The organism is Leisingera sp. ANG49, assembly GCF_059694505.1.
The window spans coordinates 690,882-710,231 of the sequence record NZ_JCATZN010000003.1 but is presented as its reverse complement, the minus strand read 5'-3'; the positions used below and the strand labels follow the sequence as shown (position 1 = coordinate 710,231).

Annotated in this window: 19 protein-coding genes and 2 pseudogenes; 11 read left to right on the top strand and 10 right to left on the bottom strand. The window is 62.6% G+C overall.

The genetic code is table 11. From position 1 onward, the window contains the following. Positions 1-21 precede the first annotated feature (21 nt). Positions 22-213, top strand: coding sequence for a PhnD/SsuA/transferrin family substrate-binding protein (locus AC58NV_RS13760; protein WP_497227635.1), 192 nt, complete (start codon positions 22-24; stop codon positions 211-213). Then, positions 126-524 (top strand): ATP-binding protein, encoded by a 399-nt coding sequence (locus tag AC58NV_RS13755; protein WP_497227634.1) that lies wholly within the window; start codon positions 126-128, stop codon positions 522-524. Before AC58NV_RS13760 ends, AC58NV_RS13755 begins: the two co-directional genes overlap by 88 nt. Positions 525-672: 148 nt before the next feature. Here the strand turns inward: AC58NV_RS13755 and AC58NV_RS13750 are convergent, their stop codons facing one another. Beyond that, positions 673-1,566, bottom strand: coding sequence for a LysR family transcriptional regulator (locus tag AC58NV_RS13750; protein WP_497227633.1), 894 nt, complete (start codon positions 1,564-1,566; stop codon positions 673-675). A gap of 108 nt (positions 1,567-1,674) precedes the next feature. Here AC58NV_RS13750 and gstA point away from each other — a divergent pair, with 108 nt between their 5' ends. From gstA to AC58NV_RS13705, 9 genes and pseudogenes are all read left to right on the top strand, one after another. After that, entirely contained in the window at positions 1,675-2,286 is a 612-nt protein-coding gene (gstA, locus tag AC58NV_RS13745; RefSeq protein WP_497227632.1) for a glutathione transferase GstA, read from the top strand. Beyond that, positions 2,283-2,663, top strand: coding sequence for a nuclear transport factor 2 family protein (locus AC58NV_RS13740; RefSeq protein ID WP_497227631.1), 381 nt, complete (start codon positions 2,283-2,285; stop codon positions 2,661-2,663). The genes gstA and AC58NV_RS13740 overlap by 4 nt, the downstream gene beginning before the upstream one ends. Before the next feature lie 3 nt (positions 2,664-2,666). Then, positions 2,667-2,888, top strand: coding sequence for a tautomerase family protein (locus AC58NV_RS13735; protein ID WP_497227630.1), 222 nt, complete (start codon positions 2,667-2,669; stop codon positions 2,886-2,888). Beyond that, the gene (locus AC58NV_RS13730; protein ID WP_497227629.1) at positions 2,885-3,871 is read left to right on the top strand and encodes an NAD(P)H-dependent flavin oxidoreductase; all 987 of its coding nucleotides are present in this window, start codon (positions 2,885-2,887) and stop codon (positions 3,869-3,871) included. The genes AC58NV_RS13735 and AC58NV_RS13730 overlap by 4 nt, the downstream gene beginning before the upstream one ends. Before the next feature lie 428 nt (positions 3,872-4,299). Continuing rightward, positions 4,300-4,458 (top strand): annotated as a pseudogene (locus AC58NV_RS13725) (IS5/IS1182 family transposase); the annotation flags it as partial. Positions 4,459-4,513: 55 nt separating this feature from the next. Further along, a complete protein-coding gene (locus AC58NV_RS13720; RefSeq protein ID WP_497227628.1) occupies positions 4,514-4,840 on the top strand; it encodes a transposase in 327 nt (108 codons plus the stop codon). A 113-nt stretch (positions 4,841-4,953) separates the two neighbouring features. Further along, positions 4,954-5,124: a hypothetical protein gene (locus AC58NV_RS13715; RefSeq protein WP_497227627.1), complete on the top strand. Its 171-nt coding sequence runs from the start codon at positions 4,954-4,956 to the stop codon at positions 5,122-5,124. Further along, a complete protein-coding gene (locus AC58NV_RS13710; RefSeq protein WP_497227626.1) occupies positions 5,105-5,749 on the top strand; it encodes an integrase core domain-containing protein in 645 nt (214 codons plus the stop codon). The genes AC58NV_RS13715 and AC58NV_RS13710 overlap by 20 nt, the downstream gene beginning before the upstream one ends. Positions 5,750-5,778: 29 nt before the next feature. Continuing rightward, positions 5,779-5,905: pseudogene (locus AC58NV_RS13705) on the top strand (transposase family protein); the annotation flags it as partial. Positions 5,906-6,465: 560 nt separating this feature from the next. On the opposite strand, the gene AC58NV_RS13700 reads toward AC58NV_RS13705, so the two are convergent. The 9 genes from AC58NV_RS13700 to AC58NV_RS13660 all read right to left on the bottom strand — a co-directional run bounded on the left by AC58NV_RS13700 (position 6,466) and on the right by AC58NV_RS13660 (position 19,278). Further along, the gene (locus tag AC58NV_RS13700) at positions 6,466-10,611 is read right to left on the bottom strand and encodes a response regulator (protein WP_497227625.1); all 4,146 of its coding nucleotides are present in this window, start codon (positions 10,609-10,611) and stop codon (positions 6,466-6,468) included. Between the two features lie 55 nt (positions 10,612-10,666). Further along, positions 10,667-12,316, bottom strand: a complete 1,650-nt coding sequence (locus AC58NV_RS13695; RefSeq protein WP_497227624.1) for a Glu/Leu/Phe/Val dehydrogenase dimerization domain-containing protein — start codon at positions 12,314-12,316, stop codon at positions 10,667-10,669. 516 nt (positions 12,317-12,832) lie between these two features. Then, positions 12,833-13,144, bottom strand: a complete 312-nt coding sequence (locus AC58NV_RS13690; RefSeq protein WP_497227657.1) for a hypothetical protein — start codon at positions 13,142-13,144, stop codon at positions 12,833-12,835. A gap of 171 nt (positions 13,145-13,315) precedes the next feature. Beyond that, the gene (locus tag AC58NV_RS13685; RefSeq protein ID WP_497227623.1) at positions 13,316-13,543 is read right to left on the bottom strand and encodes a transposase; all 228 of its coding nucleotides are present in this window, start codon (positions 13,541-13,543) and stop codon (positions 13,316-13,318) included. Between the two features lie 726 nt (positions 13,544-14,269). Then, positions 14,270-14,500, bottom strand: coding sequence for a hypothetical protein (locus AC58NV_RS13680; RefSeq protein ID WP_497227622.1), 231 nt, complete (start codon positions 14,498-14,500; stop codon positions 14,270-14,272). 100 nt (positions 14,501-14,600) lie between these two features. Continuing rightward, complete coding sequence (locus AC58NV_RS13675) at positions 14,601-16,004, bottom strand: aldehyde dehydrogenase family protein (RefSeq protein ID WP_497227621.1); 1,404 nt, start codon at positions 16,002-16,004, stop codon at positions 14,601-14,603. Between the two features lie 15 nt (positions 16,005-16,019). Then, entirely contained in the window at positions 16,020-17,015 is a 996-nt protein-coding gene (locus tag AC58NV_RS13670) for a helix-turn-helix domain-containing protein (protein WP_497227620.1), read from the bottom strand. Further along, positions 17,012-17,668 (bottom strand): subtilisin-like serine protease QhpE, encoded by a 657-nt coding sequence (gene qhpE / locus AC58NV_RS13665; protein ID WP_497227619.1) that lies wholly within the window; start codon positions 17,666-17,668, stop codon positions 17,012-17,014. The genes AC58NV_RS13670 and qhpE overlap by 4 nt, the downstream gene beginning before the upstream one ends. Beyond that, entirely contained in the window at positions 17,665-19,278 is a 1,614-nt protein-coding gene (locus AC58NV_RS13660; protein ID WP_497227618.1) for an ABC transporter ATP-binding protein, read from the bottom strand. The genes qhpE and AC58NV_RS13660 overlap by 4 nt, the downstream gene beginning before the upstream one ends. Positions 19,279-19,350: the final 72 nt, after the last annotated feature.

Here is a 19,350-nt window from a genome sequence, read left to right as displayed (position 1 = left end):
AATTGCCCGGAACATTGACATTTGGCGGAACTGCTGAGCAGCGGCGAGGTCGATATCATGGTCGACAGCCCGCTTGTCTCTCTCGCGGTCAGGGCAAAATGCGGCAGCCGTTTAGTGGTCCGCAGATGGAAGAAGGGTGTGGCCGAATGCCAATCCGTGGCTTTCGTCCGCCGGGACAGCGGCACCCGGTCGCTGGAAGACCTAATGCGCTGAAATCTGCCGAGGCTGGATCGGTTACGGTCAGAGTCACTGGTCAGGTTGCTGACAGAAGAGCCAGGCTGCGAAATACCGTGACAGATACCGGGGTTGGCATTCCCGAAGACGATCTAGAGAAGATATTCAGTGTGTTCTCCCAAGGCAACAGAACCGCTTCCCGTGATTTCGGCGGTACCGGTCTGGGACTGGCGATCGCTTCCCGCCTCGCGCATCTGATGGGCGGTGGAAACGAGGTTCAATCCGTGGTCGGCAAAGGATCCACTTTCACATTCGCCTTTGCTACCGCTGAAGATCTGGTGACGGGGTAACTGCCGCCTGCAAAGCTGACAGGGCGGCATGCAACGGCGGTGAGAACCCTAAAGCTGAACTGAACTGTCCGATGAAACCGGATGCCGCGGAGCGCCTGTCACTTGGATTGCGTTTGCTTTTGTTGCAGGGCTTGCTGACTGGTAAGTTTCAGATCAGGTAGACCGGTTTGGCAGCTTCGATTTTTTTCCAAAGCTCATCAGCAACAACCCCTATTGCCTGGTCCCTGCGTCTCATCTTAAAGATCATGGTCCGGCGAAGCGGGAACCCTTCCAGGTTCAGGGAGAGCAGCGTACCGGACTGTCTCTCTTGCTCTGTCATATGGTCGGGCAAGCCGCCCCAGCCGAGGCCTGCGAGGATCACTTTCTTCTTGGCTGCGAGGTCTGAAACCGTCCATTTCAGCCCGCCCGGCAGCAGGTCCCGGCTCTGTTCATGCGCAGCGCCGCCTGTGCCGGCAGTGACCACCTGCACTTGGCCTTGCATTTCGGATGCGGACAAGACGCGGGAACCGGCGGGCAGGCCCAAGCCGGGGCTGGCCACCGGCCGGATCGTGACCTCAGCAACCGGTTCTGCCTCAACCTCGTCCAAGGGCACCCCATCAAGGGACGCGAGCGCGATATCCGCCTTGCCCTCCATCAGCCGGGCAATCGGGCCGCCCATCATTTCCATCCGCAGCCGCAGGTGGGTGGCCGGGTGGCGCTGCCCGGTTTCCGCCAGAGCCGGCAGCAAAGGGTCTAGATCCATTGTGGCGCTGACGGCAATTGTCAGCTCCGGCTCTTCGCGGGCACGCAGCCGGGCCGCTGTGGATCTCAGCCCTTGCATCTGTCGCAACACCCGCGACGCTTCGCGGTAGAATATTTCACCAGCCGGGGTGAGCGCGGGGCGGTAGGCTTCGCGGCTGATCAGCTCCAGTTCCAGCTCCTCTTCCAACTGGCGGATTGTGTGGCTGATGGCGGACTGCGATTTGTGCAGGCGCTCCGCCGCGCCGCGGAACGTGCCCGTTGCGACAATGGCATCCAGAGCAATGAGCTGGTCGTGTTTCATGAGCTTCCAACATGATCTATTTTTTAGATCATAACGCTGAGAACACAATATTATCAATCAATCATATCCGAAGGTAGTCAAAGGACATCACCAACACAGGAGACTGTCATGAAACTCTACTACAAGCCCGGTGCCTGCCCGCTGGCAAGCCATATCGCCCTGCATGAATCCGGCCGCCCATTTGAAATCGAAGCCGTCGATACCGCGGCTGGCCGGACCGAAACCGGTGCGGACTACCGCGCGATCAACCCCAAGGGTTATGTTCCGGCCCTGAGCCTGGAAGACGGCAGCGTTCTGACTGAGGGGGCGGCGGTTTTGCAGTATATCGCAGACAGCAGCCCTGAAGCAGGTCTGGCCCCGGCGGCAGGAACTCTGGCGCGCGCCCGGATGCAGGAACAGCTCAACTGGATCGGGACCGAGCTGCACAAGGCATTTGGCCCGCTGTTCCGCGAGGGCGCGTCCGAGGCCGGGAAAGACGCGGCGCGAACAGCCGTTGCGGGCAAGTTCGATTTCATTGAAACCCAGCTGGCGGATGGCCGCGAGTGGCTGGTTGCAAACCAGTTCTCGGTGGCGGACGCCTATCTGTTTGTGGTCTCGAACTGGGCCAATTTTACCGGTATCGACCTGGCTCGCTGGCCCAATCTGGCCGCTTTTGTGAGCCGCAGTGCTGCCCGTCCGTCGGCACAGGCAGCGATGCGTGCCGAGGGGCTGATCCAATGACGCCCGCCGTCCACAAACAGGTCGGCGAACTGATGGAGTCCTATTTCGAAGGTCTCCACCAGGCCGACAGCACCATGCTGCGCGAGGTGTTCCACCCGCAGCTGGCCTATGTCTGCGCCACGGAAGGCGATGAGCTTTACTTGGATCTTGAGACCTACATGGCCCGCGTGGACGGGCGCGAGCCGCCAGCCGAACGCGGTGACCCGCGGGAGGAGGAAATCCTGGAGATTGCCTTTTCCAGCCCTAGGCTGGCCCGTGTCAGCGCCCGGATGACCATGATGGGCCGCGACTTCCATGACCTCCTGACCCTGGTCCGCCGCGGCGCCGAATGGCGCATCGTTGCGAAAGTGTTTTCCTATGTTCCGCGAAAGGACTGACCGATGCCCTATGTGAATATCAAGGTGACCCGTGAAGGCGGCCCGGATGGCTCCGGCCCAAACGCTGAGCAAAAGGCGCAGCTGATTACCGGGGTCACCGGTCTTCTGCAGGACATTCTGGGGAAGAACCCGGCAACGACCTTTGTCGTGATCGACGAGGTTGCGCTGGAGGATTGGGGCGTCGGCGGCCTGCCGGTGCAGGACTACCGGAAGCAGGCGCAATGAAGACGCGGCTGACAGAGGCGCTTGGGATCACCTGTCCGGTGATCCAGGCGCCGATGGCCTTTGCTGCGGGCGGCGCGCTGGCCAGCGCCGTCTCCGGCGCCGGAGGGCTGGGTATGATCGGAGGTGCTTACGGAGATGCCGGGTGGATTGAACAGCAGTTCGGCGCCGCCGCGGGCGCCCGCGTTGGATGCGGGCTGATTACCTGGAAGCTGGCGGAACAGCCGCATCTTCTTGACCGGGTGCTGGCGCATGATCCGGCGGCGGTGTTCCTGTCCTTTGGCAACCCGGCGCCATTTGCGGCGGCGATCCGGGATGCGGGCGTGCCGCTGATTTGCCAAGTACAGACCCTGCGTGATGCCCGGCAGGCTCTGGACTGCGGCGCAGACATCATTGTTGCGCAAGGAGCGGATGCCGGCGGCCATGGCGAAGCAAGGGGCACCTTTGCGCTGGTTCCCGAGATTGCGGACGAGATCGCGCGCCAGAACAGCCAGGCGCTGTTGTGTGCGGCCGGCGGTGTCACCGACGGGCGCGGTCTGGCTGCGGCCCTGATGCTTGGGGCGGTCGGGGCGGTGATCGGCACCCGGTTCTGGGCCTCGCACGAGGCGCTGGTGCATCCGCGCATTCTGGAACGTGCGCTACGGGCAACCGGGGACGACACAATCCGCACCAAGGTTGTGGACATGGTCCGCGGTTTTGATTGGCCCGGCCGCTACAACGGCCGTGTTCTGCGCAACCCGTTCATTCAGAAATGGCACGGCTCAGAAGACACTTTGAAGCTGGGAGAGGGCGTTGAAGCGGTAAAATGGGCAGACGCCCAGGATGCCGGGGATCCTGATGTTGCAGCGGCATTTGCCGGCGAAGGCATCGGCCTGATCAGCTCGGCGGCGCCTGCCGGCGACATTCTCGCGAACCTTATGGAGGATGCGCGGCGGTGTCTGGCTGGGCCGGCTTCTGCAATGGCTGGGCAAAGCGCGCGGTGTTGACCATCAGTACTTCGCGTCCGGGTGACAATCCAAGGCACTTTGGAAGACCGAGAGCGGGCTCAAGCGGGGGCGACCCTACCTGTGCCAATTCCAGCAGGCATCAGAAGGTTTGGCCCAGAATAAACCTGCCCATATTGCAGAATTGTCCTGCTTCCGCCGCATAGCCAGACGCAACTTGCTGTGCGTTGCGCGACTGGCTGAATTTTCCTTTGCAAGGTAGCAGGTGTCTTCTTTTTAATGCAGCGGTTGGCTTACGCATGCGGCAATTGTTTGACGAGCCAGAAACTGCCTTTAACTGTGCCTGGTATTAAAGTCAGCTTTCGCTCAAGGCCTGAACTCGGCCGAGACTGGTACCTTCTCAAAGCGGAGGTTTGAGAAGGTCCTGGCTGTTTCTGTGACATCAGTCCCACAGGTGCTGATGTCAGGCACTGAGCAGTTTGCCCAATGTCGACTGGTTGCTCGGGGATTGCGGGTATGACGCCGACTGGTTCAGGAACGCATTGAAAGACAAAGGTATACGCGCCTGCATCCCCGGCAGAAAGCAACGCAAGATCCCGGTCAAATACGACAAGCGGCGATGCAAACGGTGTCTTTGCACCCTAAACTTGGGCCACTATTTTTGCCGAGGAAAGGGGACAGAAGATGGCTCGGAAACGGTATTCGGACGAGGACATCCTGAAGCTTTTGCGTGAGATTGAACTGAAGCTGGCGGATGGCATTGACGTACGCACTGCTTGCCGTGGTGCCGGTGTCAGCGATGCGACCTACTACACTTGGCGGCGCCGGTCCGGTGGCATGGGCAGGTCTCAGCTGTCGGAGCTGCGCAGCCTTGAGAAAGAGAATGCCCGGCTGAAGAAGATTGTGGCGGAGCTTGAGCTGGCCAGTGAGCCATGCAAGCCGCCACCGGTTCGAGGCGTATGGCGAACGATCCTCAAGGAAAGCCTGAATTACCTAAAGCCGAAGGCCTGACGACGAGCCAGCTTCGTCAGGCTGTCATTCACATGCGCCAGAAGCTTGCCACATCGGAGCGCCGGACCTGTCAGGCCGTCGGCCTTGCGCGCAGTTCCATGCAGTATTAGCCGGTGAAAAGAAACGATGACGGTCTGCGGCTTGCCATGATCCGTCTGGCCAAGAACTATGGCCGGTATGGCTACCGCAAGATAGCTGAGCTGCTGCGGATCGAAGACTGCCCCCTCTCGGCAGATTGCTTTGCAATCACCTGCCAGGCAATGGGTGAACCACAAGAAGGTTGAGCGTCTCTGGTGCGAAGAAGGGCTGCAGCTTCCGCGGCGGCATAAGAGGAAGAGACGCCTCTACCACAAAGACAGTTCAATCATCCGGCTCCGGCCGAAGCACCCTAATCACGTCTGGAGCATGGACTTTGTTCACGACAAGCTCAGCAATGGCCGAAGCCACAAAATGCTGACGGTTCTGGACGAATACACCGGCCAGGCGCTCGCGGTGGCAGTCCGGACCCGGCTGCGTTCCGAAGCCGTCCTGGAGGTGCTCTACGGCCTGTTTTTTCGCCACTGGAAGCCTGAGTTCGTCCGCAGCGAGCTGCCCATTGAGGGCGCCATTGGTTCGAGCCCAATGGGCGGCGGCCCGGAGATCGCGTCTCAGGCGACCCAGAGCTGGCTCAAGAAAGTTGGCGTGAACCCGATCCGGATCTATCCGGGATCACCTTGGGAGAACGGGTACAACGAGCGGTTCAATGGCGCTCTCCGCCACGAGGTTCTCAATGCTGAATGGTTCACAACAACCAAACAGGCCCAGGCCGTCATCAATTGCTGGCTCAGACAATGCAATCAAATCCGCCCACATCAGGCACCTAACATGCGCCCGCCAGCGCCCGAAACTCTACTTCGAATTGGCACATAGAAGTGGGGCTGGACAGATGCCCTGCGGGCAACCGCATCAAGATCATTTTCGGCAGGCTCAAGGACTGTCGGGTTGTGGCGACACGCCATGATCGCTGCCCCCAAGATCTTCATATCAGCCATCGCCCTCGCTGCAGTCGTCATTTACTGGTTATGAAACCTGACCCTAATGCATGTTTGCTTGTAGAAAATTCTGTGGACCAGTAAATTGCGTGGGCCGATACATCGCTTACGGAGAAACGGCCTACAATTTCGAAACCGCGCGAGCTGCATATGCTTTCCGTTACCTGAGCGCTTTCGTACGATTACATTTTGCGAAGAGAGCAGGTAGGAAGCGGCGGTTGCCTGCTCTCGCAACCAAAAAGTATCAGACAAAACAAAACCTGCCGCTCCATGAGAGTGGCTTCTTGCACTTGTGACATCACGGATGGAAGCATCCGCGAATGCAGAGGAAGCGGAACCTGATCCCCTGAAAGGGCTTTGCCGTGTGCTAAACCCACGGAGTGTCAGGCCGATTTGAAAGCCGGGGAAATGCTGGGCGACCTGAAACGCGGTCAATTCGCCGTTCCGCAGTTTGCGGTCCGCACCGGTCAAGCCGAAAAAAAACCTGCAAGGCGTTTCTTCAAGGGCGTGTTTGACAGAGAAATTTGTGAACCCGGAACCGGCTCCGCGTTGCCGGCATTCAAGAGGTCCCGGTACCTCCGCTAAACGGAGCAGTCATTTCCGGCCTCCAAGCATTTCCTTAAGCGCTGACGTGCAGTCCTCCAGCTTGTTTTTCAGGTCACGGAAGGCGGGAAGCGCCTCTTCCAGGTGCCCCTCTCGCCCCAGGGTTTCCAGCCGCAGCGCGGCTTCGGCAACCGGAAGGGCGCCCACGACCAAGGCGGAACCTTTTAGGGTATGTGCTGCGCGCCGCAGTTCTCTTGCAATTCCATTCCGGCTTGCGGTTTCGATGTTCTTGGCCAGCTCGGGGGCTTGCGACAGGAATATCCCGGCCATTTCCCGCAACAGATCTTCATCACCCAGCTTATCCAGGGCATCCTGCCAGTCGACCGGGGCAGGGCTGGAAAGTCCCGGGCTGGGATTCGCAGCAGCCTCTGCGGGCTTCCCGGCAGCCGGGTCCTCGGCCCCCTTCGGTGGCGGCGCCATTTGCTCCGGCAGTGCGCCCAGGCCGGCTTTTTCCACAACACTCAGCAGGGCATCTGCACGGAACGGCTTTCCGACAAAACCGTCCATTCCTGCGTCGGCGCAACGCTCCTGGTCCGCCAGTGTCACGCTGGCGGTGCAGGCGATGATCGGCAGGCGGCCGCCCTTCGCCTGTTCCTTCGCACGGATCGCTTTTGCAGCGGCAACGCCGTCCATCACCGGCATATGCATGTCCATGAGAACCACATCGTAGCTGTTGCGTTCAGCCGCCTCGACTGCTTCCTTGCCGTTCTCAGCCAGATCCACGCTGTGCCCGCGCTGCGTCAGCAGGTCGATGGCGACTTTCTGGTTGACCAGGCCATCCTCTGCCAGAAGAATTTTCAAGGGTCCGCCTTCTGCCGGGGCCGCGGCCGGCGGAGCTCCGGCCTCGTGTGCGGCGGTGCCAAGTGAGGCGAGAATGGCGTTCAGGAGGTCGGACTGCTTCACAGGTTTGACCAGCATCCGGTGAATATTCAGTTCACGCAAGCGCACCTCGCGGCTCGCATACCCGGCCGAAGACATGATCAGTATTCGCATCGCATCCAGCGCCGGGCGCTTGCGGATTTCAGCGGCCAGAGCGATGCCGTCCATTTCAGGCATCATAAGGTCCAGCAGCGCGAGCCGCGGCTGCTTGCCCCCGCTGATCATTGCGTCCAGGCGGGCCAGCGCGCCGGCCCCGCTGTCCGCCAGCACCGGCGCCATGCCCCAGTTTTCCAGAACCTCTGCCAGAATTGTGCGGTTGGTTTCGTTGTCATCAGTGATAAGTACCGGCATGCCTTGCAGTTCTTCGGGCACCGCTGAGCGGGGCAGGTCGTCCTCGCTGGCCAAGCTCATATTGACGGCAAAGGCAAAAGCACTGCCCTTGCCCGGAGCGCTGTCCAGCGTCATTTCCCCGCCCATCTTGCGGGCCAGCTGGGCCGATATAGCAAGCCCCAGCCCGGTGCCGCCATACTGCCGGGTGGTCGAGGTGTCGGCCTGTCCGAAAGCCTCGAAGATCTTTTCCTGCTGTTCCTTGGGTATCCCGATGCCGGTGTCGCGGACTTCGAATCCGACCGTCACCCCCGTTTCGGTGAGGCCGGCCAGCCAGGTATCCACCACCACCTCGCCAGCATCGGTGAACTTGATCGCATTGCCGACAAGGTTGACGATGATCTGGCGCAGGCGCGTCGGGTCGCCGACCAGCCGGTCCGGAACCTCCGGCGGAATGTGGTGGGCCAGCTCCAGCCCTTTTTCACCGGCGCGCACGGCCAGCGTCTGCAGCGTATCGCCCAGGAGATCGCGCAGCCGGAAGGGAGCCGACTCCAGTTCCAGCCGGCCGGCTTCGATCTTGGAGAAATCAAGAATGTCGTTGATGAGGTTCAGCAGGGTATCGCCGGACCGCATGATGATCCTGGCATATTCGCTTTGCTGCGGATTGAGATCGGTGCCGCATAGCAGCTCGGCCATGCCGATCACGCCATTGAGGGGCGTCCGGATTTCATGGCTCATGTTTGCCAGGAACTGGCTTTTGGCAACGCTTGCCTGCAACGCGGCGTCGCGTGCGGTTTTCAGTTCGGCGTGCGAGCGGCGCAGTTCCCCGGTACGCTGCTCAAGTTCGGCAGTGCGGGCGGTGACCAGCTCTTCCAGCTGGCTGCGGTGCCTTTGCAGCTCGGTGATATCCGTATAGGCACTGACAGTGCCGCCGTCGCGGGTCTTGTGCTCACTGATCCAGAGCCAGCGCCCGGTGGTGTGATGGACGGCGATCGGTTTGCCGGGATTGCGGTGGACGGCCAGACGGTTTGCGATCCATTCCTCTTCACTGACGTCCCCGGTCGAAACCAGCCCGGCTCTGAACACCGCTTGCAGCACATCCTCGAAGGTCATCCCCGGTTCCAGCTTTTCCACCTGCGGGAAGAATTTTTCCCGGAACACCGAGTTGAACAGGACCAGCCTGTCCTCGGCGTCATAGAGGACAAAGCCCTCTTCGACCGACTCGATCGCATCCACCAGCTGTGTCCTGGCATATTCGGCCCGGGCACGTGCATCGTGTACTTCGGCTTCGGCGCGCTGCCGGGCCACCACAATGCCCAGCTGCGTTCCCACCTGCGCCATAACATCCTGCAGGGCCGGGTTTTTCTCTTCCACGCGGCTCGAAAAGAACTCCAGAACCGCGACAACGCGCCCGGCGTGTGTCACGGGGAAGCCCGCCCCGGTTTTCACGCCGATTTCCTTGGCCAGCCTGGCGCGCGGGAAGTTCGGGTCGCGGTTCACATCAGGGATCCAGGCCAGCTCGCCGCTGCTGAACACCCGCCCGGGCAGGCCGACGCCGGGCGCAAAGCGGGTTGCGCAGGTCACTTTGCGGAACGCTTCAAAGGCTTCCGGATCCGACAGGTGCCAGATATCCGAAGGTGCCAGGTCGCCCGCTTCCTCGTCGTAAAGATAGACATGCCCCACCGGCCATCCTGTGTGGGTGCAGATCTCGTCGAGCGCGACCCGGAAGGCATCCTCGGTACTCTCCGCCTCATTGGCGGCCCGGGTGATTGTCTGGTTGCATTTCAGCAGCGCTGAGCTTGCCCGCAGAGAGTCCTCGGCTCGGGTGCGTTCGGCAATCTGCCGGCTGAGGGACGCCAGAAAGGCAACCAGGATGGCCGTTACGGCCAAACCGCCTGTCAGTGCGATGCCCGCGTCGGATGGCCAGGGCTTGGGGCGGAACTCCTCCCCCGGAACTGCCAGAAACGTCCAGCTCCGCCCTTGCAGGTCAAACATGGCCGAGTAACTGAGTTCAGCCGCGGCAGCCAGGGCGGCGAGATCGGCAGTTTGCCGTCCCTCCGTGATGCTGTCCGCGTCGCGCTCCGGCAAATGGAAGCTCTCACCGGTTTCACTGTCAGCCAGGTAGACTTCGACGCCGTCTCCGGGAAAGCTGTCCAGCGCGTCTTTCAGGATATCGCCGACCCTCAGAACCACGGCGACGACGCCCCGCAGCTCTTCGCGGCGCAGCGCGGGGCCGGAGCGGGTGAAATAGGGGGCGGCGATTGCGATCCGCGACTGCCCTGCGGCCAGGCCGGGCAGGGTGAGCTGCGGGCTGGCCACTGCCCCGCCGCCGTCACGGGCCTGTTCGATCACTTTGAGGAACACCGGGTCTGACGACAGATCGTAGCCAAGGGTGCCGAGCGCCGCACTGCGGCGGGATTCGACAAAGAAAACCGGAAAATGCGCCTGCCGCTGCTCTGGGTGTATGCGCGATCCGTCCGGGGCGCTCTGATAGATGTCGTAGGGCGCCCTCAGCTGAGCGGTGCCGAGGTTCTCCCAGAAAGGCAGCAGATTGTTCTCGACCCGCGGGGCAAACAGCACCAGCTCGATGTTCGGCTGATCGTTCAGGAAGGGCCGCACGAAGATCTGGAACTCGCGCCGCTCCACAGAACGTGAACTGGCATAGAGCCCATGCAGCGCATCGACTACCGCCGCGCCCTGCAGCATCTGCCGTTTGACGGCCTCCACCCGGCGCGCGGCGGCGCGGTCGAACTCGGCAGCCGCAGTTTCGCGCTCCTCCTTCAAAAGCGCCTGCCAGACAATCAGGGTCAGCGCCAAGCTGAGCAGCCCGACGGTGCCAATGACCCAGGCCCGGCCGCGGACAAATATCCGGCTTGCAAGCGACACGCGTTCGCCAGCAGCGGGACCGGAGGATTTTGCTCTATCGGTCATTCGGCAAGCCTCCAACAGCCGGCGGCGGTGGTGATGCCGCTATCTTTTTGCTCGCCTATGGGAACAGGCCGCGCAGAAGTTTGGCATCGGTCACCCGCTGGACACCTTCGACCAGCGCCGCGGTGCGCATGTCGAGCCCATCGCGCGCCGCCCGCGCTACTGTGCGCTCAAAGGCGCTGAGCATGATCTCCCGAAGCCGGCTGTTGATCTCGTCCAGTCGCCAGGTCAGGTTTTGGGTGCCCTGCACCCACTCAAAGTAGGAAACAGTGACGCCGCCCGCGTTGCCCAGCACGTCCGGCACGATCATGATGCCTTTTTCGTTGAGGATTTCATCTGCCTCCAGCGTGGTCGGTCCATTAGCGCCTTCGGCCAGGATCTTGCAGTCGACCCGATCGGCATTCTCGGCTGTGACCTGGTTCTGCAGGGCTGCCAGAGCCAGAACGTCGCATTTGGTTTCCAGCAGCTCGGTATTTGTGAGGTGATCGGCCTCCGGGTAATCCTTCAGCACCCGGTGCTCCGCGACGTAATCCATCAGCGCCTGGACCGGCAGCCCATTGGGATTATAGAGACCGGTCGACACATCGCTGACGGCCACGATCTTCGCCCCGGCCTCTTCCAGGAACTTCGCCGTGAAGCTGCCGACATTGCCAAAGCCCTGTACCACGGCAGGCGCCCCCTGCAGGTCAAGCCCGGTATGGCGGGCAGCGGCTTCGATCATGTAAACCAGCCCGCGGCCGGTGGCCTCGCGGCGGCCAAGCGAGCCGCCCAGCACGACCGGCTTACCGGTGACCACCGTCGGCACAGAGTAGCCCACCTGCTGGCTGTAGGTGTCCATCATCCAAGCCATCACCTGCTCATTGGTGCCCATGTCGGGGGCCGGTATGTCCTTGTCGGGGCCAATGATATCAATGATTTCGGTGGTGTAGCGGCGGGTCAGCCGCTGCAGCTCATGCCGGGACAGCCCGGTCGGATCGACCCGTACCCCGCCTTTGGCGCCGCCGTAGGGAAGGTTCATCAAGGCGCATTTCCAGGTCATCCAAGTGGCCAGCGCCGCGACCTCGCCCAAATCCACATCCTCGTGGTAGCGAACCCCGCCCTTGGTCGGCCCCATCGTCAGCACATGCTGCACGCGGTAGCCGAACACCGTTTCCACCTGGCTGCGGTCGTCCCGGAAGAACGGGAAGGACACCACCTGGGTCCGCTGCGGGAACAGCAGCCGCTGGCGGATGTTGTCATCCAGTTCCATGATTTGGGCGGCTTTCAGAAACTGCTGCTGGGCAAGGCGGAACATCGGAGAATCCCACTCCGCGGTGCGCGCCCGGGCGCGGGCCAGCGAATAGCGGATCGCGCGGCCCAGTGAGACCGCGTTCAGATTTGATTTGACCAGAAAGTCGCTCGCTCCGGCTTCCACGGCGTTGGCCGCCAGTTTCACGTCGTCCATTGCGGTGAGGATGACCACTGGCGTATCCGGTGCAGCTGCGCGCACCCGGAACAGTGTTTCCAGCTCTTGGCTGTCAGGCAGCACCAGGTCCAGCAGCACTAGACCGATCCCCCCGGCTTCCAGGCGGGCAAGGCCGTCGGCGAGATTGTCAGCTGAATCCACCGAACAGTGCAGCTGCGGTTCGCTCTCGATCAGCCGCTCCACAAGCTTCATATGCAGCGGGTTATCCTCGATCAGAAGGACGTTCACGGTTTGGTCAGCCATGCGGTTTCCTTTCAACGCAGAAGGCGCATGCAGCATTCCAATGCCGGAGCACGTTTCTTGCGAAGTCCTGCAGCAGGCAACCGGGGTGCCAAGACGTATTCACAGAGGCCGCAGAATACTGTCCGGCACGGACAGCGGAATTCTCCCGGGTTCGATCTCGATGACGGCCGGAAAGCGCAACCGGCAAACAGGCGGCCGGTGCTCCGCTTCCGGTACCGGCTGTCCGCGTATTGCGCTTGCAGCAGTAAGCAAGTCCGGCAAAAAACTGACTTTTGTTGTAATTCGATGCAGTAACCGGTCAAGCGCCGCCGCTGACATAATACCGGTCATTGTTCAGAGACAGGTGTGTCCGGCCGCCTTGCCGCTGGCCAATTGAAACAGGGCTTTCGGGTAAAACTGACCGCATGTTGAGCGTCCGCGGCGGGTGGGTGAGGTTGTAAACATTGAACCAAATTAAGAGTGCGGTCTGGGCCCGTTTGGCCGTCCTGAACCAAACCCGTTTAGCGGTTTCACGGTTTAGTGGCGCCTTGCAGGCCATGCAGAGTTGCGCAGGAACGGGGAACAGAGGGGCTTTCCCTTTTCGAAGAGATGACCACTCCTGGCCGAGCATGCTGAGGTATTTTCGCTGCCTGTCCGCCTCATCCTGGGTTTGCCTCTTGTGCGGAACACAGCGAACAGCGCACGGCCAGCGGCGCTGAGGCTTGGCGTTTGGCGGCAAGTTCGGATGACCGCGGCCAGTTGGACCAGATCGAACGGATCGACATCCTTTACCGCACCACCCGGGACGTCCTGAATTGGCTTGAAGTAGCTGTCTGGCCACGCATTCATGGAATTGCGTGCAAGGCCGACCACTTTGCATATGCGCCGAACTGAGGTGCTGAGCGTCTGGCGCGCAGAAATGACGGTCTGACGAAGCTGACCCTACGTCAGGCCCTCAGTTTTAGGCAGATCAGGCTTTTCCATAAGGATCAGCTTGTCAAGCTCCAGTTCGGCCACGAACTACTTGCGCCGGGCATTTTCTTTAACAAGACTGTGCAGCTCTGACCGATGTGACTTGCATACACCACCGAACTGGTGTTGCCAATTGTAGTAGGTAGCTTCGCTGACCCCGACAAAACGGCACGATGTACGCACATCGCCACTATCCGCAAACTTCAGTTCAATCTCGCGCAGCAGCTTCAGAATGTCTGCGTTCGAGTATCGCTTCCGATTCACATTCCATCCCATTCCCTGGCGAAAATAGGCGCCCGGTTCTAGGGGGCAACGACACGGCGGCCAGTGCGGCGCGGTATGGGTTAGGAGCGGAAAAAAGGTTCCTCATCCGCCAACGCCCTTTGATCATGCTGATTGCATTATGGGTAATGGCATCAGAAAAAAAATTAGGGAAGTGTCTCCCGACTGTCATCCTCCAGCATGAAATGCGGCGAAAGGAAATGCGTCGCTCCGCCCATTATCCTTAAGAGCCTGTCAAAGCTGCGAAGGCGCGGGGGACTCGACATTGCGGACCCGCCAACTGTTCACCGCGCGGGGTTCAAATTCGCCGACTACTTGCCATTTGCCGGACTTCAGCTAGCATTTCCGCTGGCCTGAGGCATTCGGCAAAGGTAGCGTTGTCTTTGCGGAGGAAGCCTCGTTAGGCGGGTGTGCCCAGATTGGCGTCGATATGGCCGACACCAGCGCTATGCGGGTAGAGCCTAGTCAAAAGCGAACGTCTACACGAGCCTCTCCATCAGCGCCCGCAGCGAAGCGTAAGCATTGCATCTAGCCGCCTTTTTGACCTTTAACACTTGCTGGTGCTCCAAAAGGTTTTCAGGCCCCTGGTAACTAGAACGAGGTCAGATTGGCGGAGCGCGAGCTTTGGATTATCACAATTCGCTAGTCAGTTTCCGGAAAGAACACCTGACCCGATGAGATGAAGTGGGAGGCCACCCGCCGCATCCGGAAAAAAATCGGTTACTCGGAGATGCCGCTGCGGAGCTTGGCGCTCATTAATACCCTGTCCGCAATTGGTTGCTCGCCGTCCAGCGACGCCGGGGCGAGAAAATCCACGTGGAGCTGCCCCATGAGTGCGACGTAAGTTACAACTGCTGCGAACTGGTCGAGCAGAAGACCAATTGCCGTACCTAGCTTTTCAAATTGCGTCATTCCAATTCCCAGAAAATCGCGGCTGTCTGGCTGAGCCATCGCTTACTGCAGCGCAGGGATGGTGATGCAGGGGACCGGATCACTCGGCCCACCAGGACCGGGCTGCCGCGGCAGCAACCCGGCGGGGGTGCAGGGAGGATCAGCCACGGGCGACGTTGATCACCTGCATCTGGGTGTATTCCGCCAACCCCTCGACCGATTGCTCTACGCCGAGGCCAGAACCCTTGAAGCCGGCCATCGGGATATGCGGGCCGATGTTCAGCTGCTGGTTCACCCAGATGGTGCCGGATTCGATGCGCCCGGCAATCTCGGTCGCCCTGGCGGTATCGGCGGAATGCACTGACCCGCCCAGCCCGTAGTCGGAGGCATTGGCGCGCGCGATCACGTCTTCAATGTCGTCAAAGCGGATCACCGGCAGCACCGGGCCAAACTGCTCCTCGTCGACGATCTTCTGCCCGTCGGTCACGTCGCGCACGATGGTGGGGGGCACGAAATAGCCCGGACCGTCCTTGGCGCTGCCCCCGGCAATGATCTGCCCGCAGGCGCGAGCGTCCTTCAGGAACCCCTTTATTTTCTCGAACTGCGCCTTGTTCTGGATCGGGCCAATCGTAGTCCCCTGCTTCATGCCGTCATCAACCACCGCCTGTTCGGCAAGGGCAGCCAGCTCGCCGCAGAACGCCTCATAGATATCGCTGTGCACATAGGCGCGCTTCACCGCCAGGCAGACCTGCCCGGCATTCAGGAACGCCCCGCCATAGACCTTTTCCGCAGCGGCCTTAACGTCCACATCCGGCAGCACGATCGCCGGGTCGTTGCCGCCCATCTCCAGCGTCACCCGCTTCATGGTGTCCGCCGCACTCGCCATGATCCGCTTGCCGGTCTCGGACGAGCCGGTAAAGCCGATCTTGGCCACATCCGGATGCGCCGTCAGCTTGGGGCCAAGGTCATTGGCATCGGTGATGATGTTCACAAGGCCCGCCGGGAAGATCCGGGCGCAGATCTCCCCCAGCTTCAGCGCCGCAACCGGGGTGGTGGGCGCGGGCTTCAGCACAATGGCATTGCCCGCCATCAGCGCCGGGCCGATCTTCCAGCAGCACAAGAGTAGCGGGAAATTCCAGGCGATGATGCCCGCCACCACACCCAGGGGCTTGTGCCGGGTCTCGATGCGGAATTCGGCGTCGTCCTGGATCACCCGGTCCGGCAGCTCCAGCGTCGCTGTATGCGCGAGGTATCCTTGCGACCAGGCAACCTCGCCCTGCGCCTCGGGCAGCGGCTTGCCTTGCTCCAATGTGATCAGCCGCGCCAGCTCATCCGCCTCCTCGCCAATGGCGGCGGCCAGCGCTTCGACCTTGGCTCGCCGTTCGGCCATCGGGGTGTCCGCCCAGGCCTTCTGCGCGGATTTGGCTGCGGCGACCGCTTCGTTCATCTGCGCCTTGGAGGCATGCGGCACGCGGGCAAACACCTTCTCCGTAGCCGGGTTGATCACCTCAATCATGCGCTCCGCCGAAACCTGTTCGCCGTTGATCAGCATGCCATAGTCCATTGCCGTTCTCCCTGTTTATCCGTCAGCCGGGTTTGATTGAAAAAGACAAGCATGGCCCGGCGGCGCGGTCTTGGGGGCAGGTGCCAAAGAGTTTGCGTCCTGCGCCAATAATCCGCTGTGGTTGCAGGTGCTCAAGAAACCGCGCGGGGAACAGCCGAACCGCAGGCGGAAGGTGCGGTTGAAATGGGAGATGTCGCCAAACCCTGCGCCATAGGCGACCTGGGCAATCTGCACGCGGGCGCCCTGCCGCGCCGCATGGCGCAGCTTGCCCGCCACCGCGGCCAGCCGCGTGCGGGTCAGGCAGTCGGTGAAGGTGGTGCCGTTTTCCTGAAACTCGCGCTGCAACTGGCGGCGCGACAGCCCGGTGCGCGCGGCCAGAGTATCCACTGTCAGCCCTGGATCGGTGCTCAGCAGCTCCAGCGTCTCGCGCACCAGCCGGAACCTGTACTTGCGGCTGCCAAGGCTATCGGCCCCCGGGTGCGCTCCGGCCTCGGCAAAGGCCAGCGGCACCAGGTCAAAGATATAGCCTGCGGCGTCATCCGTGCCATCCGCATCCAGCAGCCCGCACAGGCTGGCGTGCAGCGGATGCGCCGGGGTGATCTTGCAGCCTGCCGCGGGTATCTCCCGGCGCCGCTCCAGAACCAGCGCCCGCGGCAGATGCGCCGACAGAAAGGCGGCAGGCCCGCCGCTGATGCTCAGCTCCGCCGCGCGGGTGGAATCGAGCAGCAGAAACTCCCCGGGCCTCAGCAGTGTCTCGCGGCCCGCGTGCAGGATGCCGGTTTCGCCCTCCATTTGGCGCAGCAGAAAGAAATGCTCCTGATCGTCGCGAAGGATGCCCTTGCGGGTGCGCTCGATGCGGGCGGGCAGGCAGCGGACCTCGGCCACATCGACGCCGCTGCGCTGGCGCAGGTTGAAGGTTCCAGCCCAATCCCGGGCGGTCCGGTCGGGAGCCGCATAATAATGGCCGCAGCTGGCACGTAGGGTGCTGTTCCAATGGTCAAAGCCGTTCATGCAGCCTGCGGGCCTCCCACCCCGACACATTCCCGGCCAGTGAAGGACGGGGTTTGCAGCATCGCCTTAACCCCGCCACCCGTGCAGGCTCGGGCCAGCAGCCCACTGAAATGCGCCGCCGCCAAGCTGGCGCCCCGCACCGGCGCGCCGGGCCCGCCCGGACAGGCACCGAAGAGCGCCGTGGGCAGGTTCAATAACGACCAATGGCCAGCGCCGCAGCGGGCATCGCCCTGCACAGAAAGAACCCCTGCGCACCCCGCCGGATAAACCGGCGCGCCGCGCGCCGGGGCGGAGGCCACAAGCAGCTTGCCCGCCGCCACAACTTCCGACACGGCCTCCGCCAGAAGCGGGCTGGCCTCCGAATGGCCAAAGGAGCAGTGCACAATCTCCGCCTCCGACTCCGCTGCCTGGCGCAGTGCCTTCGCCACGTTGGCGAGCGAGGTGGACAAGCGGCCCGGAAAGATGCTGAGCCCAAGGATTTGCGCCTCCGGCGCATTGGCACGGATAGCGGCCGCCATGTGGCTAGCATGCAGCGCCGCCGGGCTTTCGGCGGCCCTCGGATGCATCCCGCAGATATCTGTTCGCGCGGCGAGGCCGGGGCTGTCCGCTGCCAACGGCCCGTCAATCAGCGCTATTAGCGGTGCGCAGGTCATGGGTCGACCTCCGTCAGGTCGATTTCCATGTCGAAATCCCCGCCCGCCGCCGCGCCGCCGTGGGCGGTCAGGATGCGGGTGGCATCGGGGAAAGCCGTGTCGATATGGGCAAGGATTTGGGAGGCAGTGGCGGGGTCCACCTCCGACAGCGCCTCATCCAGGATCAGGATGTCAAACGGCACCAGAAGCGCCCGCAACAGGCACAGCCGTTGCCGCTCGCCGCCCGACAGGGTCAGCCCGCTCTCACCCAGCATTGTGTCCAGGCCCTCTGCTCTGCGGAACCTCTCCGCCAGGCCAAACAGCTCCATCAGTGCCCAGATTTGCGCTTCGCTGTCAGGTTTGGCCCAGAAGGCACGGCTTTGGAACAGGTTGTCCCGCAGGCTGGCCCGCAGGGCAAATGGGCGCTGTCCTGCATAGGCTACCCGCTCCGGCAAGGCGGCCCCGCCCAGCAGGCTCAGATCCGCGCCGCCCAGGGTCACACGCCCAACTAAGGGCCGCGCCGGCCCGCACAGAACCGCCAGCAAGGAGGTCTTGCCCGCCCCGCTCGCCCCTTTCAGCGCGACCCTGCTGCCCTCAGGGATCGTCAGGGTCAGCGGCCCCAACGGCGCCGCCGCCCCGCGGGAGACAGTCACGCCCTCCAACCGCAACACATAGCCGGTGGGTGAAAACCCGGCAGGCCGCACAAGGCCATTCGCCTGCATCACCGCATCCAGCCGCGCCGCCGCAACCTTGACCCGCGCCTGCGCGTGCCACAGCCCCAGCAGCGACTGCATCGGCCCGGTCATGAAGCCCATATAGGCCGCAAACGCGATCAGCGAGCCCAGCGGCCACTCGCCGCGGATCACCATCAGTCCGCCCGCCAGAAAGATCGCCGACCGGGTCAGCGCCGAAAGCAGCACCGGCACCGCACGGGTGAACTCGCCCCACAGGTTCTGCGCAATCAGCCGCTGGCTCAGCCCGGCATGGTCGCGCAGGCTGCGCCGCTGCGCCCATGCCGTACCGCGGGCGGCCCGAAGCGCGGGTAGGCCGAACAGGGTTTCCGACAGCCCTGCGGAGTACCGCCCCTGCATCTCGCGCACCGCCGCCGCGTGGCGCTCGGTCCGGGGCCGCGCCCAGATCAGAAAGGCCAGCTCCGCAGGCGCCAGCAGTGCGGTCAGCAGGCCCAGCCGCCAGTCCAGCACCATCAGCATCGCCGAGCCGCCCACCAGCCGGATCAGCGCCGAGGAGCCGCCCAGCACCGCGTTGAAGGCAAACTTCTGCAACTCTGCCGCGTCGCCATCAATCCGTGCCAGCAGCTCACCGGCGCGCTGGCTGGCAAACCAGCCCGCCGGTTTGGCGGCCAGCCGCGACAGCAGTTTCTGCCGCATCCGCGCCAGCATCCGGACCGAGGCGCGCATGTGCAGGATGCTGCTCAGCGCGCCGGTGGCGGTGGCCACAAGGCCGATGCCAAACAGCGCCAGCGACCAGATCACCAGCTGCGCCGTATCCCCTGCCATCAGCCCGCGGTCGATCACCAGCTTGCTGATGTACGGCGGCAGCAGGCCAAGCCCGGCGGCAGCAAAGCTGATCAGCAGCAGCCCCCCCAGCCGTCGCCGGTGCGGGCGCAGCATGGGCAGCAGCCACCCCGCAGTGGCGGGCGTGAAAAGCGCCGCACCTGCACGCGATGGCAAGCGCGGCCAGGC

Coding starts and splice junctions, on each gene's coding strand:
- AC58NV_RS13755 (WP_497227634.1), top strand. CDS start 126: ATGGAAGAAGGGTGTGGCCGAATGCCAATCCGTGGCTTTCGTCCGCCG.
- AC58NV_RS13750 (WP_497227633.1), bottom strand. CDS start 1,566: ATGAAACACGACCAGCTCATTGCTCTGGATGCCATTGTCGCAACGGGC.
- gstA (WP_497227632.1), top strand. CDS start 1,675: ATGAAACTCTACTACAAGCCCGGTGCCTGCCCGCTGGCAAGCCATATC.
- AC58NV_RS13740 (WP_497227631.1), top strand. CDS start 2,283: ATGACGCCCGCCGTCCACAAACAGGTCGGCGAACTGATGGAGTCCTAT.
- AC58NV_RS13735 (WP_497227630.1), top strand. CDS start 2,667: ATGCCCTATGTGAATATCAAGGTGACCCGTGAAGGCGGCCCGGATGGC.
- AC58NV_RS13730 (WP_497227629.1), top strand. CDS start 2,885: ATGAAGACGCGGCTGACAGAGGCGCTTGGGATCACCTGTCCGGTGATC.
- AC58NV_RS13720 (WP_497227628.1), top strand. CDS start 4,514: ATGGCTCGGAAACGGTATTCGGACGAGGACATCCTGAAGCTTTTGCGT.
- AC58NV_RS13700 (WP_497227625.1), bottom strand. CDS start 10,611: ATGACCGATAGAGCAAAATCCTCCGGTCCCGCTGCTGGCGAACGCGTG.
- AC58NV_RS13695 (WP_497227624.1), bottom strand. CDS start 12,316: ATGGCTGACCAAACCGTGAACGTCCTTCTGATCGAGGATAACCCGCTG.
- AC58NV_RS13690 (WP_497227657.1), bottom strand. CDS start 13,144: ATGAATGCGTGGCCAGACAGCTACTTCAAGCCAATTCAGGACGTCCCG.
- AC58NV_RS13685 (WP_497227623.1), bottom strand. CDS start 13,543: ATGGGATGGAATGTGAATCGGAAGCGATACTCGAACGCAGACATTCTG.
- AC58NV_RS13680 (WP_497227622.1), bottom strand. CDS start 14,500: ATGGCTCAGCCAGACAGCCGCGATTTTCTGGGAATTGGAATGACGCAA.
- AC58NV_RS13675 (WP_497227621.1), bottom strand. CDS start 16,004: ATGGACTATGGCATGCTGATCAACGGCGAACAGGTTTCGGCGGAGCGC.
- AC58NV_RS13670 (WP_497227620.1), bottom strand. CDS start 17,015: ATGAACGGCTTTGACCATTGGAACAGCACCCTACGTGCCAGCTGCGGC.
- qhpE (WP_497227619.1), bottom strand. CDS start 17,668: ATGACCTGCGCACCGCTAATAGCGCTGATTGACGGGCCGTTGGCAGCG.
- AC58NV_RS13660 (WP_497227618.1), bottom strand. CDS start 19,278: ATGCTGCGCCCGCACCGGCGACGGCTGGGGGGGCTGCTGCTGATCAGC.